The sequence below is a fragment of the Psychrobacter sp. W2-37-MNA-CIBAN-0211 genome, assembly GCF_040309405.1.
In the GTDB taxonomy this organism is placed as follows: Bacteria; Pseudomonadota; Gammaproteobacteria; order Pseudomonadales; family Moraxellaceae; genus Psychrobacter; species Psychrobacter glaciei.
Genome location: NZ_JBEOOU010000001.1, coordinates 597,908 through 613,706, shown reverse-complemented (window position 1 = coordinate 613,706; position 15,799 = coordinate 597,908). Strand labels below are relative to the sequence as shown.

The 15,799-nt window shown below is 43.4% G+C and carries 16 protein-coding genes; 6 read left to right on the top strand and 10 right to left on the bottom strand.

Translation table 11 applies throughout. The features are described 5' to 3' along the window. Window positions 1–74 precede the first annotated feature (74 nt). The 9 genes from AAEY72_RS02555 to AAEY72_RS02515 form a co-directional block, all read right to left on the bottom strand. Window positions 75–362 (bottom strand): type II toxin-antitoxin system RelE family toxin, encoded by a 288-nt coding sequence (locus AAEY72_RS02555; RefSeq protein ID WP_352309333.1) that lies wholly within the window; start codon window positions 360–362, stop codon window positions 75–77. After that, window positions 352–654 carry a type II toxin-antitoxin system Phd/YefM family antitoxin gene (locus AAEY72_RS02550; RefSeq protein ID WP_352309332.1) on the bottom strand — a complete coding sequence of 101 codons (303 nt, stop codon included), beginning with the start codon at window positions 652–654 and terminating at the stop codon, window positions 352–354. The genes AAEY72_RS02555 and AAEY72_RS02550 overlap by 11 nt, the downstream gene beginning before the upstream one ends. Window positions 655–976: 322 nt before the next feature. Continuing rightward, a complete protein-coding gene (locus AAEY72_RS02545; RefSeq protein WP_352309331.1) occupies window positions 977–2,224 on the bottom strand; it encodes an AAA family ATPase in 1,248 nt (415 codons plus the stop codon). Window positions 2,225–2,361: 137 nt separating this feature from the next. Beyond that, window positions 2,362–4,638: a class 1a ribonucleoside-diphosphate reductase subunit alpha gene (nrdA, locus tag AAEY72_RS02540; RefSeq protein ID WP_352309330.1), complete on the bottom strand. Its 2,277-nt coding sequence runs from the start codon at window positions 4,636–4,638 to the stop codon at window positions 2,362–2,364. 512 nt (window positions 4,639–5,150) lie between these two features. Beyond that, entirely contained in the window at window positions 5,151–5,471 is a 321-nt protein-coding gene (locus tag AAEY72_RS02535) for a YbeD family protein (protein WP_352309382.1), read from the bottom strand. A gap of 334 nt (window positions 5,472–5,805) precedes the next feature. Next, window positions 5,806–6,504 (bottom strand): class I SAM-dependent DNA methyltransferase, encoded by a 699-nt coding sequence (locus AAEY72_RS02530; protein WP_352309329.1) that lies wholly within the window; start codon window positions 6,502–6,504, stop codon window positions 5,806–5,808. Window positions 6,505–6,680: 176 nt separating this feature from the next. Continuing rightward, window positions 6,681–7,328, bottom strand: coding sequence for a thiaminase II (tenA, locus tag AAEY72_RS02525; protein WP_352309328.1), 648 nt, complete (start codon window positions 7,326–7,328; stop codon window positions 6,681–6,683). Window positions 7,329–7,457: 129 nt separating this feature from the next. Beyond that, a complete protein-coding gene (locus AAEY72_RS02520; protein WP_352309327.1) occupies window positions 7,458–8,384 on the bottom strand; it encodes a bestrophin family protein in 927 nt (308 codons plus the stop codon). Window positions 8,385–8,521: 137 nt separating this feature from the next. Next, a complete protein-coding gene (locus AAEY72_RS02515) occupies window positions 8,522–9,427 on the bottom strand; it encodes a LysR family transcriptional regulator (protein ID WP_352309326.1) in 906 nt (301 codons plus the stop codon). A gap of 100 nt (window positions 9,428–9,527) precedes the next feature. Between AAEY72_RS02515 and AAEY72_RS02510 the strand changes: the two genes are divergently transcribed. From AAEY72_RS02510 to AAEY72_RS02500, 3 genes are all read left to right on the top strand, one after another. Beyond that, window positions 9,528–10,553 carry a zinc-binding alcohol dehydrogenase family protein gene (locus AAEY72_RS02510; RefSeq protein WP_352309380.1) on the top strand — a complete coding sequence of 342 codons (1,026 nt, stop codon included), beginning with the start codon at window positions 9,528–9,530 and terminating at the stop codon, window positions 10,551–10,553. A gap of 87 nt (window positions 10,554–10,640) precedes the next feature. After that, window positions 10,641–11,462, top strand: coding sequence for a PhzF family phenazine biosynthesis protein (locus AAEY72_RS02505; RefSeq protein WP_352309325.1), 822 nt, complete (start codon window positions 10,641–10,643; stop codon window positions 11,460–11,462). Window positions 11,463–11,468: 6 nt separating this feature from the next. Then, window positions 11,469–11,801 (top strand): YnfA family protein, encoded by a 333-nt coding sequence (locus AAEY72_RS02500; protein ID WP_352309324.1) that lies wholly within the window; start codon window positions 11,469–11,471, stop codon window positions 11,799–11,801. A gap of 261 nt (window positions 11,802–12,062) precedes the next feature. Here AAEY72_RS02500 and AAEY72_RS02495 read toward each other — a convergent pair whose 3' ends face one another. After that, a complete protein-coding gene (locus AAEY72_RS02495) occupies window positions 12,063–12,185 on the bottom strand; it encodes a hypothetical protein (protein WP_264623036.1) in 123 nt (40 codons plus the stop codon). Between the two features lie 435 nt (window positions 12,186–12,620). Here AAEY72_RS02495 and AAEY72_RS02490 point away from each other — a divergent pair, with 435 nt between their 5' ends. From AAEY72_RS02490 to mutL, 3 genes are all read left to right on the top strand, one after another. Next, window positions 12,621–13,244, top strand: coding sequence for a 6-pyruvoyl trahydropterin synthase family protein (locus tag AAEY72_RS02490; protein WP_352309323.1), 624 nt, complete (start codon window positions 12,621–12,623; stop codon window positions 13,242–13,244). After that, entirely contained in the window at window positions 13,237–13,836 is a 600-nt protein-coding gene (tsaE, locus tag AAEY72_RS02485) for a tRNA (adenosine(37)-N6)-threonylcarbamoyltransferase complex ATPase subunit type 1 TsaE (protein ID WP_352309322.1), read from the top strand. The genes AAEY72_RS02490 and tsaE overlap by 8 nt, the downstream gene beginning before the upstream one ends. Before the next feature lie 87 nt (window positions 13,837–13,923). Beyond that, window positions 13,924–15,798, top strand: a complete 1,875-nt coding sequence (gene mutL / locus AAEY72_RS02480; protein ID WP_352309320.1) for a DNA mismatch repair endonuclease MutL — start codon at window positions 13,924–13,926, stop codon at window positions 15,796–15,798. The last annotated feature ends 1 nt before the right edge of the window (window position 15,799 follow it).

Genomic DNA, 15,799 nt, shown 5'->3' with positions numbered 1-15,799 from the left:
TGTTTGTGTGTTTCTATATTTCTATGATAGCGCTGGACGCCTTTTATGATAAATGTGTCAATCTCTTAGCTTCATCATGGCTGGCGCGTCGCAAGATTGTCATATACTTTGTTGTTTTCTCTTTTGCCAACTGCCAATACATAAACCACCACCAAATCATCTTTTACGGTATATACCAAACGATACCCTACAGTGCGTAACTTAATTTTATAAGTATCGGTATGTCCCGATAGTTTTGACGCAGGCACATGAGGGTTTGACAATCGCTGCTGTAATTTTTTCTTAAACTGCTGCTGAATATTTGGCGCTATCTTTTTCCACTCTTTTAATGCCAAAGGATGAAACTCAAGATTATAAGTCATCCAACGTTACCTTTATCGGTATCTGCCCGTCATTTAACCGTGCGCTAACCGTTTGGCTCAATGCCATGTCGTCCATCGCTTCCATCATGCGCTCAAAGACGTCTGTTGAGACTAAGTAAGCCACGGGTTTATTGTGGTTTAAAATAGCAATGGACTCACCATCTGACTGTTTGATCAATGCAGAAGGATTGTTTTTTAGCTCTGAGATACTGGCTGTCTGTGTGGCAAATATTGGTTGCATGACTCTTTCTCCGCTAATATTACGCTCTAAATATAGGGCTAATTTTAGCATGAAAATTAGGTCTTATTTGTTATAGTACTAAACTTAAATATTTTCAGTAGCCAATCCCGCCTACCGCTTGTATCTGCCTTGCCGCTGGCGTGCAGTCTATCGTGTCTGGTCGCATTCCTGTTTTCTCGATACTACGTCCAGCCACAGCCTGCACGCCATCGACGTCAGCAGGATACCGCTATAGTCGGGGCTAAAAAGCCTTGTTAGGGCGGGGCTTATACTTCTATAAAGACTCTACTATTTATACATGTTCTGTAGGGTGCGCCTCGCGCACCTTTAAATACAGTTTTTATATCATCGATGCGCTGGGCTCACCCTACAACTAAGCAGGTATAATTCTAGAGTTATTAAAAGAAATTTTAATAAAGCTAGGCATTCTTGGATCTTGAAAAGAAAAGCAACCTCTACCAGTTTTTATAAGGATAGAATTACTAACATCTTCATTGGTCAACTTCGATAATCTTTTACTAAGTTTTGCAGATGTGATATCAATATTAAATAGCTCTTTAAATTTCGAAGTTACTTCACTACTTCTAAAGTCTCTTTTTTGACAGTTAGCTGCTGCTAATAGAAGCAATTTGTAATCTTGAGGCTTATTTATAGTTCTTAATATAGCATCTACTGATTCAGTTAATGTGCCTTCTGAGTCTGTTGCTGCATAATCAAGTGCTCTGTCTAGAATTTCGCTTTCTATATGCGTTTTATTGGTCTCAATAGCTATTTCAGCACATTTCAAACATATTAAATGTGCAAAGTGAGGAAAGCCTGAACTTATATTAACAATCTTGTCTACAACATCATCAATTGGGCGTTTTTCAATTTGTCTCATGCCATTTAGAATGATTTTTCTAATGTCTTCATCGTCCATTCTTTCAAGACGAATTTCCTTCAAACATCTTTGAACTGATTGATGACCTGCTGTTAAGTCACTAGCAGTTTTTGCAATTCCTACTAGTATAATCTTGAACGATGAGTCTAAGTCGCTAAGTGCTTTAATAAGCTCTGCTAATTTATGCTTATCTTCTACATTGACAAGAGTATCCACTTCATCCAAAAGGAAAATACAGTCTAGGCCTTTTAATTGGTTTGCAATCCAAAACGGTGAGTTCAAATTCGCAGGATTTTTAAAGACTGTACTTGATTGCCTTTCACTCTGTAATCCAGCCTTAGCTGCTACTACATTTAATGATGCGTCACCTGTTTGCTTCAAGGATTTGGTTATACTTTGAATAGAGGTATCACAACCTATATGTTGCAAAGGTTCAAGAAACAAAGAGCTAAACACATCTTCACTGTCACAACTTTTAGTAAAAAATAGACCTTTATTAATCTTATTAAGAATGAAGGAACATGTTGTTTTCGCTAAAGAGGTTTTTCCTACTCCTCTATCACCATAAAGCAATATGTGTTGACCTGGACTATCAATTAGACTAATCATTCTCTTTACATCTTTTTCTCTACCGAAAAAATGATCAAATCTGTTAATAGGGGTATGAGGAGTAAAAACGTTTCTGACTCCACTTTTTTTAATTTTTAATACACTGTCTAATCCAAATAAATCAGATGACATAGTTAGCGCCTATATTAAAATTCCATTTTTTGGCTCAACTTTCAATGCTATAGCCGCTCTGTAATTCGCTTTAGTCTTGTATAGTTCGTTACAAAACAGCGAGCCTAACCAAAAGCCAAACCCGCCATTCATCAAACCTAAATCTTACAAGCACCGCCAGCACAATCATCTTCCATATCCGCTTGGGCATCATTCGCACCATCACGAGTGTTATGGTAGTACAACGTCTTCACACCCATTTTATAAGCGTTTAGCAAGTCTTTTAGCAATATCTTCATCGGTACACGGCCACCAGCATAACGAACTGGATCGTAGTTGGTATTGGCAGAGATACTTTGATCGACGAACTTCTGCATGACAGCGACCAGCTTTAGGTAACCGTCATTGTTTGGCATTTGCCATAGTAGCTCGTACTGATCTTTTAGCGTCGTAATCTCAGGCACGACTTGCTTTAGAATACCGTCTTTTGACGCCTTGATAGAGACCAGACCGCGTGGTGGCTCGATACCGTTGGTCGCGTTGGCGATCTGACTAGAGGTCTCAGACGGCATCAAGGCGGTTAGGGTAGAGTTGCGTAGACCGTGCTCAGTGATCTCGCCACGTAGCGTTTCCCAATCGAGATGTAGCGGCTCTTGGCAGATTTTGTCCAAGTCGGCCTTGTACGTATCAATTGGCAAGATACCTTGTGAGTACGTGGTCTCATTGAACGCAGGGCAAGCGCCTTGCTCTTTTGCCAATTTGTTTGACGCTTTCAAGAGATAGAATTGCAATGCTTCAAACGTTTGATGCGTTAGACCCAATGCTGAGTCGTCTGAGTAGCGTACGCCATTTTTAGCCAAGTAATAAGCATAGTTAATCACGCCCACACCTAACGTACGGCGACGCATGCTGCCGTTTTGAGCCGCTTTCACTGGATAGTCTTGATAGTCGAGCAGGGCATCAAGCGCACGGACGATTAGCTCAGCTGGCTCTTCGATATCGCTGACGTTTTCGACTTTACCCAAGTTGACCGCTGATAGCGTACAAAGGGCGATTTCGCCTTCTTCGTCATTGATGTTATCAAGTGGCTTAGTCGGTAGCGCGATTTCCATACATAGGTTTGACTGGCGAATCGGGGCAACCGTCGCGTCAAATGGGCTATGCGTGTTGCAATGATCGACGTTTTGGATATAGATACGACCCGTACTGGCACGCTCTTGCATCATTAGGCTAAACAAGTCTGCTGCTGGGATTTGACGGCTACGAATAGCAGGATCATTTTCATACTTGGTGTATAACTCTTCGAATTTGTCTTGATCTTCAAAGAATGCGTCATACAAGCCAGGCGTGTCACCTGGTGAGAATAGCGAGATGTCTTGACCTTTGATGAGGCGAGTGTACATCGTTTTGTTTAACTGGACGCCATAATCCATATGACGGACACGGTTGTCTTCGACGCCGCGGTTGTTTTTGAGTACCAGTAATGACTCAACTTCTAAATGCCATAATGGGTAGAATAATGTCGCAGCACCGCCACGGACGCCACCTTGTGAGCAGCATTTAACGGCTGTCTGAAACAGTTTGTAGAATGGGATACAGCCAGTGTGCTGTGCTTCGCCGCCACGGATAGGGCTACCAAGGGCGCGGATACGACCTGCGTTGATGCCGATACCAGCACGCTGTGACACATAGCGTACGATGGCGCTGGTGGTCGCGTTGATAGAGTCTAGGCTATCACCACATTCGATCAATACGCACGAGCTAAACTGACGCGATGGCGTACGCACACCAGACATGATAGGCGTTGGTAGTGAGATTTTGAATTCTGAAGTCGCATCATAGAAACGCTTCACGTAGTTCATACGCTCTGATTTTTCGTAACGGCTAAACAAGCACATACCGACCAGCATGTACAAGAACTGCGGGCTCTCGAAAACAGTTTTGCTCACGCGATCTTGAACGAGGTATTTACCTGCCATTTGCTCAACAGCAGCATACGCAAGGTTCATATCGCGCCAGTGATCGAGATACGCTTCTAGCTCATCAAATTCAGCACGGCTATAGTCAGCTAGGATATGCTCATCATATTTGCCAGCATTGGTCAGCGTTGTAACGTGATCGAATAGATGTGGCGGCGTGAATCTATTGTAAGCAATCTTACGCAGATGGAAGATAGCCAAACGCGCCGCTAGATATTGATAATCAGGCGTCGTTTCAGAGATAAGGTCGGCGGCAGACTTGATGATGGTTTCGTGAATGTCACGAGTCTTGATACCTTCATAAAACTGGATGTGCGACTTTAGCTCAACTTGTGATACAGACACATTGTCCAAGCCGTGAGCGGCCCATTCGATTACCTTATGGATTTTATCCAAATCAATAAGTTCTAAACGTCCATCACGTTTGGTTACTTGGATTTTGTCAATATGTGTCATGCTGGCCTCTATTTTGATTGCTTATTGTGATGCTGCGCGCTGAATCGGCGGCAGACATTCTTTATAACGCTACGATGCTGGGTTGCGATAGCCAGTTTTTTTAGGCAAAAAACTACCGCTACTCATAATGATGATTAAAATCACTGAGTACTACATATAGCGTGTTTGTTAATTGGTAGGCACAATATAGCGGGAAAATTTTGAAAATACTATATTGATTTTAGACTAAAACTATGTTGCTGCGAGGTTATAGACGGTCCAGATTTGGGCAAAGGACGATGGGATAAGGGTTAGACGCAAATGCGCTCATCATAAATTTTTTGTAAAAATATCGTGACGATTTGATTTTTATTTTATCGGTTATTGTCGACTGATAATAGTGATCAGAGCGGCAATAATGCGGGCGCAAATTGTACACCAAACCATAAAAAATCGCCACCCGTATGTTATCAATAGTGAGTGACGATTTGGACGGAAAAGGGATTGTTTTTTTCTAAACACCCATTACCGGTTTATACAACCATGCGAACTGTTTTGGCATTGTCCAATGACGCATAAAGCGTATTCACTTGATCGGCTGCTGTGAGGTATAAATTGACACGCGCTGAATGAAAGCGACCCGTTTTCGACGGTTTGACTTCTATAGAGGCCAAATCAAAATCAGGGAACTGGCTACCGAGGATCAGCTTCACTTCATTAAGCAAGCTTTCATGCTCGCCTTCATGACCAATGATACTCAAAGGGTAGTTCATTGGAAAATCCCACAGCTCTGGGTTTTGAATGTCGGTTTTTTTGCCTTTTAAGACACCTTCATTGGGTGTCAGATCCGTCATGGTGACGTCTTTGGTGTTTTGGTTGCTGCTTTGATTAGTGTTTTGATTATCAGTATCTTTTGAATCATCACTCATGATGTTTGCCTCGTTTTTTTAAATATGAGCTATAGTTGAATTCAAATAATTTCGATACAAGGAAACCGAGCGCAAGTTATACATTAGTATGCTTAGCGCGGATGACGATGTAGCGAATTTATATGGATTTGACTATATTTGGATAAGAGCTTTATTGCCCATTTATAGTGGCACTAAGCCTATTATTCAAGTCCTGTGATAGCGACGACAGTACATTAGGGTATGTCGAACCTTCGGCTACGTTACGGACAGCGACCGCTTATCTTTTATAACCACAAACCGCCACATAATCCCCACGGTCATAACCTTCGATGACCTCTTGTGCCTTATCATTGGCATACATTGGATGGGTCAATAAGGTCTGCGCATACTCAAAATCGACAAAACCATTGGCTTGCATCAGCGCGATTTTTTCATCTGAGGTGCGCCAATTGGCTGACTTTACCAGTTCAATAGGATAAGGGTCAGCAGGGGAGATGTGCGCAAGTAGCGGATGCTCCCAAGTGCCTAACGAGCTGGCCAAATTGTATAAGCTGGCAAAGCCACTCTCTTTTGGTACATCGATGAGGATAAGCTTGCCGCCAGTTTTTAGAGCGTTAAAGGCTCTTTTAATACAGGTATCCAAATCACTGATATAGCTGACACTGCCGTTAAACATAATGATATCAAACTTATTGGGCTCAATCTCGCAAGTTTCAGCAGGGCTAATATCTACTTGCAATCCGCGCTTTTCGGCGACGGCTGCCATGTCCTTAGAAGGCTCAATGCCATATTTGATATGAATATCATAATCTTTTGCTAGTAGTGACTCAAATAATCCGCTACCACAACCGATAGACAATATCTCACTGTTTTTATCTAAGAAATGGGCAACTAATTTTAGCTCACTAGTCAGTAAGTTTTGATTGTCAAAAAACCAGCTATCGTACGCGCTTGCGTGTTCATCAAATGCTGCCATGATATCTCTCCTTGAGTATTTTTTATTGTATCGCTAATCCACTATAAAAGAGTGACAGCGTTAACCTCGCTTAAAGTATTACTCATACATCTGCACTCGGTTGCCTTGTCACTCTTTTAAATTGAATCAACTATATTGAATAGTACGTGAAGTTAAACTTGCTATAAAAACACGAGTTATGACAGATCTAATGCTTGCTGCCAAAAATTCACTTCCATCCGTGAAGCAGTATTAAATAACTGTTGGAACTTGTCTGCTTGAGCGGGGCTAGCCTGTGCCAGTAGTTCATTGATCTGCGCTTCGTTCTGTGCGGTAATCGCTTGAAACGCATCACTAGCAAATACATCAATCCATGGTTGATAGGGATTGCCCGTGATAAACCCTTCGGCTTTGATGCGTTTGCCAATTTCACCATAACCCATCAAGCAAGGGGCAATAGCAGCATAAAGCTCAGCCAGTGAGCCTGACAGGGCAGCGTCTAATATATAGCGGCTATAGGCAATAGTTACAGTAGATTCAGGCGCATTCTCGACGGTTTCAAGCGCTATGCCCCATTGGTGGCAGAAGTCCAAATACATGCCAATTTCCATATCGAGCATGACATTGATACCCGCTTGACCGACGCGCATTTGCGCCAGAGTGTCGCTTTTATACACGCTCAGCGCCATCACGCGGGTATAGTGAATCAAATACAAGTAGTCTTGGACGAGGTAATGGCGGAAGCTGTCAGGGGCAAGCGTACCTGCTGCTAGCTGCTTGACAAAGTCGTGCTTAATATAATCATCCCAAGTTGGGCAATGGTGACGTAGCGTTTGGTAATTCATAGTGTTCACTTACTTTTATCAATGCGAGTAAGCAGATGGTAGACGAACTCATGCATTATTAGCAAGGGATGCACCAAGTATAGTGGCATCATACATTTGGACAGCTAAGTTTTCAATTGCTGATGCGACTTACGGTAAGTAGCCATTGATAGGCGCGATATCAGGCGGGATATCCGTGTCTCCTAATGCTTCTCGCAGATTGATTTCGATTGTGCGTGATAAGGCAGTCAAGGGTAGTTGGTTAGCTGCCAAGCCAAAAGGCTCTTCTAGCTCTTCGCTAAGGGCATCCAAACCAAAGAAGGTGTAAGCGATCACAGCAGAAATCAACGGAGTGGCCCAACCGAGTGAGGCCACCAAGCCAAAAGGCAACAGGATGCAATACAGATAGGTCGTGCGATGTACCAACAGCATATAAGCAAATGGCAGCGGCGTATTATGAATGCGCTCGCAAGCCGCCAATACAATCGTCATAGATGTCAGGCGCTCGTCCATGTTTTGGATGACTTGCTCAGATACCAGTCCTTGCCGCCGAATGTCACCGAGCTGCTTACCCATGAGGCGCATTATATAATCAGGTACGTTTTTCGCTTGGCGCATATTGTTATGATGCGTTAATGCGACAAATGGCTCGATATCTTCCCAAGGTGACGTACCACGTAGCCTGTGGCGCACAGCATGAGCAAAAGCGATCGTCAAGTGAATCATCGTTCGCTGAGTATCACGCCCAGCATCGGTGTCATCATCTATAAAAGACAGCACTTGACGCGTTAAGCTGCGGGAATCATATACCAGCTGACCCCACAGTCCCCGAGCTTCCCACCAGCGTTGATAGCTGGCATTGTTCCGAAACCCAAGAAACAACGATAACGCGATTCCGAGCAAGGTAAACATCGCCATACCATAATAAGGAAAAGAGTCAGGAAGCCAGTGCTGAATAATCGTTATGAGTGTACTAAGAATAGTAATCAGCAGAATTTGCCGATAGACTTTTGGAATGATGGAGCCGCGCAGGGTAAAAAATATCTTGAGGGCATTGGGGGTTTGGCGGACAATCATGTCAGCTTCCTAGCGATGGGGTATGCTGTTAAGTATTGAAGCCGTGTATTATACAATAGCGTTATTAAAATTTGAGCATTTTTGTTTTTGATTGCCCATCGGACACTGTGCAAAAAAAGTGAAACATAGCGTGCAAACTATATGGCTAAACGACTTAACAGCTCCTTGCATTTTTCTCTTAAGGTGTCTCTGAGCAGTCTGACCGCAGGGGTTATCGATTGCCTACTTGGGCAGATGAGCCAAAGCTCGCTTGGCTTTGTTTGATAGTCGGTCATGATATGAATCAGCTTGCCTTTTGATATGTCACTCGAAACATCCAAGCAGGATTTTACAGCAAGTCCTTTTCCTTCGACACACCAGCGCCTGACCAGATCACCATCGTTAGAGGCTCGATTGCCACTCATTTTTATTTTATAAACTTGCTTGTTCTTGGTGAATTCCCACACATCGTGAGTGATATCGTACAGCTGATAAAACAACCCATTGTGCGTCGGTAGCTCATGCGGATGCTGAGGTATACCGTGACGTGTTATATACGCTGGCGATGCACAAAGCAACCCTGGGACATCACAAATCTTAAAGCCGTAAAGACTGGCATCTTTTGGCGAACCATAGCGTAATGCCATGTCTACAGAGTCACGATAAAAGTCTATATGACTATCGCTTAGATCGGTTCTCAAGCTCATGTTTGGGTGATGATCTAATAGCTCATCAAGCCATGGTGTAACGATGTTACGCCCCAAATCAGAAGGCAGTGCAATGCGCAGCTCACCATCGACAATATCGAGATCTTCTTTGATGTTTTGCCTAGCTTGCTCAAGCAATAAGAGTGCTTTTTCACATTCTGGAATGTAGCGCTCTCCGGCACTCGATAGACGTAATTGACGCGTGGTACGAATGAATATTTCAGCGCCCAATGTTTTTTCTACCCGTTTGAGCGCAGCACTGGCAGTTGCCACACGCATGTCTAGATGTGCTGCCGCTGCCGTGATATTGCGATGTTCAGCGATTTTTAGAATAACTTCGAGATCAGATAACAGCATATTCTCAATTCTTATTTGATAATGTATCAAATATTACCCTGTTTATCTTGTCATAAGCCAGCGTTATGATGGCAGCCACTTAACGAACTGGAGCAGCATGATGAAAGCCATTGGATTTATACAGTCTTTACCCATTACTCACACGGACTCATTGCAAGATATCGAGTTGCCACAGCCTATCGCAGAAGGCTTTGATTTATTGGTCAAAATCAGCTCTATCGCGGTCAATCCTGTCGATTATAAAGTCCGCCAAAACATGCCATCCGAGGACGGTAGCCACAAAGTCATTGGTTGGGACGCAGTCGGTGAAGTGGTCGCCATCGGTGAGAAGGCGACACGCTTTGCAGTTGGCGATAGAGTTTACTATGCAGGCGAGCTCGATCGCCAAGGCAGTAATGCAGAGTATCAATTGGTGGATGAGCGTATCGTTGGTATGAAACCAAAAAGTCTGTCGAATAATGAAGCGGCAGCATTGCCGTTGACCACTATCACGGCATGGGAGATATTGTTTGAGCATTTAACCATTAAACAGCAGCCAATCACTGATAATAGCAAGTCTAATGAGGTTATCTTAGTCGTGGGCGCTGCAGGTGGGGTGGGTTCTATTTTGCTACAACTGGCAGCGACATTAACGGGGGCTACCATTATCGCGACAGCCTCACGTGAGCGCTCAAAGCAGTGGGTGCAGACACTTGGGGCAGATTATGTGATTGATCATAGCCAGCCATTAGCGGCACAAATCGAAGCGTTGGGCATTGGCCCTGTGACCCATATCGCAGGCCTTCAGAGTACTGAAAGCTACTTCGATACTTATATAGATATCTTGACGCCTTTTGGGAAAATAGCGATAATCGATGATCCTGAGCAGTTAGACATCACCAAAATTAAGTTTAAAAGCCTCTCATTTCATTGGGAGTTTATGTTTGCCCGCTCACTGTTCAAAGCCTCGGACATGGCAGCACAAGGTCAGTTATTAAACCGTGTCGCTGACTTGATTGATCAGGGTTATATCCAGACCACGGTTGGCGAAAACATGGGTGTCATCAATTCGACTAATCTACGAGCGGCTCATCAAGCGCTAGAGTCTGGCACAACGATTGGTAAAATAGTATTGGAAGGTTTTTAATATTCAACAGAGCCTAATAAAGCATGTCCTCATTTTTATCACCATTTTAAAATGAGGACATAGCCCAATCAAAAATAAGAGACAGATATGCAACTAGAAATCAATGTTATCGATGCTTTTACTGATACTGTTTTTAAAGGTAACTCAGCAGCCGTTATTATCACCGATAGCTGGCTCGCTGATGATCTAATGCAATCGATTGCTTTTGAAAATAATTTGTCTGAGACGGCATTTTTGGTTTTAGATGAGAGTGATGGTAAAGATGTCTATCATATCCGCTGGTTTTCACCGCTTACTGAGATTGCCTTTTGCGGTCATGCAACCTTGGCATCTGCTTTTGTGTTATTTAAGAAAAATCCTAATTTAGCCTTTATTAAATTTTCAGCCGACGCCGTTGGGATATTGCCCATCGTGCAAACAGACGCTGGTAAGATACAAATGGACTTTCCCAATACTAAACCTGAAAAAGTCGAAAATATCCCTGATAGTTTGCTGGCAGGATTGTCTATTGCGCCAGTTGAAGTCTATAAAAATACCCAAGCCTATTTCGTGATTTATAATTCTGAAAGCGATGTATTAAACGTAGAGCGTGATAACGAGCAGCTAAAACAGCTCGCACCTTTAGATGTGGTGGTGACATGCCAAGCTAAGTCTGCTGAGTTTAAAGACTACGATTTTATGTCACGTTATTTTTGGCCAGCCAATGGTGGTGATGAAGACCCAGTAACTGGCTCAGTGCATACTGGTCTTGCGCCATTATGGGCTGAGCGTTTGGGTAAAAATGAATTGGTCGCTTATCAGGCATCAAATAGAGGCGGGGTGCTAGACTGTGTTGTTGCAAAAGATAGGGTGCTTGTTTCCGGCAATGCCGTGCAGTATTTGACAGGATTTATCACGGTCGAGGAGTAGCAGGTTTTGACAGAATTAAAGACAGTTGGACTTTTTGCACTGACTGCATTAGCAGAGATTATTGGTTGTTACCTGCCTTATTTATGGCTGCGAGAAGGTAAGTCCATTTGGCTGCTTGTTCCCAGCGTGCTGAGTCTGGCAGCCTTTGTTTGGTTGCTGACATTACATCCAACGGCTGTAGGCAGAGTCTATGCAGCTTACGGTGGCGTGTATGTTGCGATGGCGATTTTATGGTTGTGGACGGTGAACGGTATCAGGCCGACCACATGGGATATCGTAGGGTCTGCGGTTGCATTGTTAGGCATGGCAATTATTATGTTTGCACCGCGCAGTGGCTAGGGCGTGTCCTCAATTCAACCGATAGCGATCTAAATGGGCTAAAAGTGGTTAAATCTTGCCAAACATCGTCAATTAGCTAGGTAATATCTCGATATTATCTGAGCTATTTTCCTTGTTTGACTGCCATTTACCTCACTTTTATCCTCATTTTTAAAATGAGGACACGCCCTAATATCAATGCAGCGCCTAACACAAAAAATGCCAATCAAACCGTGAGGTTCAATTGGCATAGCTTTAATTAGCGTAGTGATGCATGCAATATTAATGTTTACCTAAGATACTGCCACTGTCATCTTTCTTAGATTGCTTGGCGGCTTTCTTTTCTTTTGCCGTCAATAGTGGTTTCTTTTTCACATTTTTCTTACTATCTTGACCTTTACTCATGATTTTTTCCTCTTTAGGTAGCTTATACAGCCATAAGCCAGATTGGCTGACTAGCGGGCGGAATGGCTACAATTGACGCAGATGCTGCGTACTAGATTGAGTATAGCTCTAAGACTGCGCAATAGATAGCGATAGCACAATTTCCCTACGCTTCAATGCGGTCATTCTATTTGGCTAAATATTATTCAACGCCTCCTTTATTATTCAACGCCTCTTTTATATTAAAATTCAGAATATCTCAGTCAGATTGTCGGCTAAAGATATGTTCAAACGATGCCTTTAATCAATACCAGTATCAATATTAGTATTCGTAAGTGCTTACTTACGGAGTCATCACGATTTGCTATAATGAGCCACAAGCCGATGAGTCGTCGCGGCAAACTTTTATAATATTCCTATTTAGCACAAAGATGCTTACTGTTTTGGTTGATTGTTATGCGTATCCGTAAACTTTTTAAATTTGAAAATGCACATATTGTGCGTAATTGCAGCTCTGAGCGCTGCAAACACTCTATCCATGGTCATAGCTATCAGATTGAATTGATTCTTGAGGCTAAGCGCTTGGATCATGGGCAAATGGTCTATGATTTTGGACTATTAAAGTCGTCTATCAAGGATATTATCGACAGCTTTGATCATGCGATTTGCTTTTGGAATAAAGACGACCCTGAATATATTGCTGCTTGCAAAAAATTCAGTGCGCGCTGGATAAGCTTGCCGGTATCGCCATCAGCAGAGCAGTTCTCTAGAGTCATCTTCTTTTGGGCGCAAGAAATTCTCAAGCAAACCCAAATGCAAAACGGTGAGTCTGATGTTAGCGTTTACTCGGTGATTGCACATGAAACCGCAACGGGTTACGCCCAGTGTTTTGCTGATGATGTGGCCAATGAGCAAATGGGTCAGCTTAATTTAGAAGCGTTTGAATTCAGTGACCAAGTCAGTGCCGAATGGCATGACACCGATCTGTATGCCAAATTGATTCGCGGCGAAAGCTTTACTAATCCAACGGTAACTATGCAGGTACAGACGCAAGTACAGGCAGGTGAGCCTGATGCCTAACAGTACAACAGAAGACAAAAACGTTAAAACATTGACACTGCACTCTGAAGACGACACTCAGCGTTTGGCTGCGCAATTAGCAGCGTTGCCATTGACGGGTAGTGTATGGTTGGCGGGTGATTTGGGCGCGGGTAAAACTACTCTGACTCGCTACTGGTTACAGGCGCTAGGGCATACAGGTGCCGTCAAAAGCCCAACTTATACCTTGGTCGAGCCTTATAGCATCGAGCAAAGCAGTATCGAGCAAAGCAGTATCGAGCAAAACAGTATCGAGAAAAACAGTATCGAGAAAAACAGTATCGAGCAAAAAGACGGCTCAATCAAGCCCGTCTACCATGCGGATTTGTATCGTCTGCAAGACCCAGAAGAATTGTCCTTTATAGGCTTCGATGAGTATCTGGATGAGCCAAATGCGCTGGTCATTATTGAATGGGCAAGCCGTGCGGACAGCTATTTACCACCGCCGATTTTGTTTATCGATATGACGCAGGCTAACAGCGGTGATAAAAATCAAGAGTCTCGTCACGTTGAGCTGCGACTATCGAAGGCAGGACAAGCGCAAGGTTTGGATCTATCATCCTTTAAGATTTAGTTATACCTTCAATATAAGTCATCAATATTCGCCAGCATTACTCATCACTACGCAAATTATCACTACGCAAAATAAAGATACCTCTTAATGCTAATGCCGCAAATGCCAGACAATCATTTTAATACCCGCATCAAAAAATTATCGCCGCTGCTTATCAATCAATTGGCAGCTGGTGAGGTGGTGACGCGTCCCGCTGCGGTGGTCAAAGAGCTGCTTGAAAACGCGATTGACGCTGATGCCACCAATGTTGAGATACATATTACCCAAGGCGGCATGGGTATGATTGAGGTGATCGACAATGGCGTTGGAATTCATCCTGATGATATGGCCATGGCGATTACCCGTCATGCGACCAGCAAAGTCGCGGATGTGGCTAACTTGCATGGCATTACGACGTTGGGTTTTCGCGGGGAAGCATTGGCTGCAACAGCAGCAGTTTCTCGGCTGACGCTAACCAGTAGCCATGATGACAGTGGTATCGGTCGCCAGTTACAGGTCGCGGGTGTGTTAGATGACATACCAAAAATGATACCAGTTGTGCATCATCGTGGCACGACCATTACGGTTAAGGATTTATACTTTAACGTACCAGCCCGTCGCGGCAATTTGAAATCTATTGCGACCGAGTTTGGTCATATCGAAACGATCGTGCGCGAAGTGGCTTTGGCGCGAGCAGATGTAGCGCTTAGTCTCTTTCATGACAATAAAAAACGGCTGTCACTGTCTTCAAATGCACGTGTACTATCGGCAAATGCGATGCCTGCAAGCGACGGATCTATCAGTGCTAATGCAGGCAACAGTGTCAATCCTTTACCATTGTCACGGCTGGAGCAAGCCACGAGTGCAGAGCTCACAGTGAACGCACTTGAAATAATGATTGATTTGTCCAGTTTGTGGCAGCCGTCTACAGAATACACGGATAGTACAAGCTCTAGTAGTCAGGCAGGTATCTATGGTTGGTTGTGGCCTATTAATAAGCAGGCGCAACAGCAGGACAGCTTACCAAAGCTACTGTACATCAATGGTCGCTTGGTCAAAGAGCCAATAATCAGCAATCAGCTTCGTCAACTCGCGCAGAGTGCTCATTTAGATGGCATCGGTTATGCCCTTTATTTTGATTTGCCGACTCAATGGCTTAATATCAATGTCCATCCGTCCAAACAGCGTATTAAGATCAGTCCATTAAATAATGTTATGGCACATTTAAGCCATGCCATTCATGCAAAACTGAAAACCATTACTACGATGGATACGGTCACATCCACCAGTTATAATAGACAGGCGCTAGACTATAACAATTCTCCAAGCCAGTCTTTTGCTACGACACCGCGCAACGCATCGCCTACGACCCATTCAAGACAAAGCCAGCAAGTACAAGCGCCTAAACAGTCATACCAACTGTCGGTAAGTGGTCCTATTCTAAGCAATCCTTTTTTGCAACGCTCAAAACAGTCTGATTCAGAAATGTCTTATCGTGATGAATCGTCAGCACAGAGCCTCAAATCGCGCAGCACAATGTCAATTACCAATAGTGCTGAGACTTTAAATAGTTCATCAATAGAAAGTAAGCCTTTGCCCGTCTGCTTAGATATAATTACCCACTTAAACGACATAGCAACCGAATCTGCTAATGCTAAGGACATGGATAGTAAATCGCTGCCTTGGCTACTATTTTACCACCAAGCACAATGTCTGCTGATTAGTGCGGTAGATTGGCAGTCAAAGCTAAGTGTGTTATTTGAATCGCAGGTACTGAGTAATAACGTATCCAAAAAAGACGAGTTGCTAAAGAGCCCAGCATATATCAACCAACAACTCGCTACCGTAAGCTCGCAAATGTCTGCGCAAGACTTGATCGTTTTCATAGAAGATATTGATTCTTTAATCACTGATAATGCAATCAAAATCATAGACAGTTATCAATTAGTAGCGTCAATGTTCTCACCTTTGAACAAACGATAGC

Coding starts and splice junctions, on each gene's coding strand:
- AAEY72_RS02545 (WP_352309331.1), bottom strand. CDS start 2,224: ATGTCATCTGATTTATTTGGATTAGACAGTGTATTAAAAATTAAAAAA.
- AAEY72_RS02530 (WP_352309329.1), bottom strand. CDS start 6,504: ATGGCAGCATTTGATGAACACGCAAGCGCGTACGATAGCTGGTTTTTT.
- AAEY72_RS02520 (WP_352309327.1), bottom strand. CDS start 8,384: ATGATTGTCCGCCAAACCCCCAATGCCCTCAAGATATTTTTTACCCTG.
- AAEY72_RS02515 (WP_352309326.1), bottom strand. CDS start 9,427: ATGCTGTTATCTGATCTCGAAGTTATTCTAAAAATCGCTGAACATCGC.
- AAEY72_RS02535 (WP_352309382.1), bottom strand. CDS start 5,471: ATGACGGATCTGACACCCAATGAAGGTGTCTTAAAAGGCAAAAAAACC.
- mutL (WP_352309320.1), top strand. CDS start 13,924: ATGCTAATGCCGCAAATGCCAGACAATCATTTTAATACCCGCATCAAA.
- AAEY72_RS02495 (WP_264623036.1), bottom strand. CDS start 12,185: ATGAGTAAAGGTCAAGATAGTAAGAAAAATGTGAAAAAGAAACCACTA.
- AAEY72_RS02505 (WP_352309325.1), top strand. CDS start 10,641: ATGCAACTAGAAATCAATGTTATCGATGCTTTTACTGATACTGTTTTT.
- AAEY72_RS02550 (WP_352309332.1), bottom strand. CDS start 654: ATGCTAAAATTAGCCCTATATTTAGAGCGTAATATTAGCGGAGAAAGA.
- AAEY72_RS02555 (WP_352309333.1), bottom strand. CDS start 362: ATGACTTATAATCTTGAGTTTCATCCTTTGGCATTAAAAGAGTGGAAA.
- AAEY72_RS02510 (WP_352309380.1), top strand. CDS start 9,528: ATGAAAGCCATTGGATTTATACAGTCTTTACCCATTACTCACACGGAC.
- tsaE (WP_352309322.1), top strand. CDS start 13,237: ATGCCTAACAGTACAACAGAAGACAAAAACGTTAAAACATTGACACTG.
- AAEY72_RS02490 (WP_352309323.1), top strand. CDS start 12,621: ATGCGTATCCGTAAACTTTTTAAATTTGAAAATGCACATATTGTGCGT.
- tenA (WP_352309328.1), bottom strand. CDS start 7,328: ATGAATTACCAAACGCTACGTCACCATTGCCCAACTTGGGATGATTAT.
- nrdA (WP_352309330.1), bottom strand. CDS start 4,638: ATGACACATATTGACAAAATCCAAGTAACCAAACGTGATGGACGTTTA.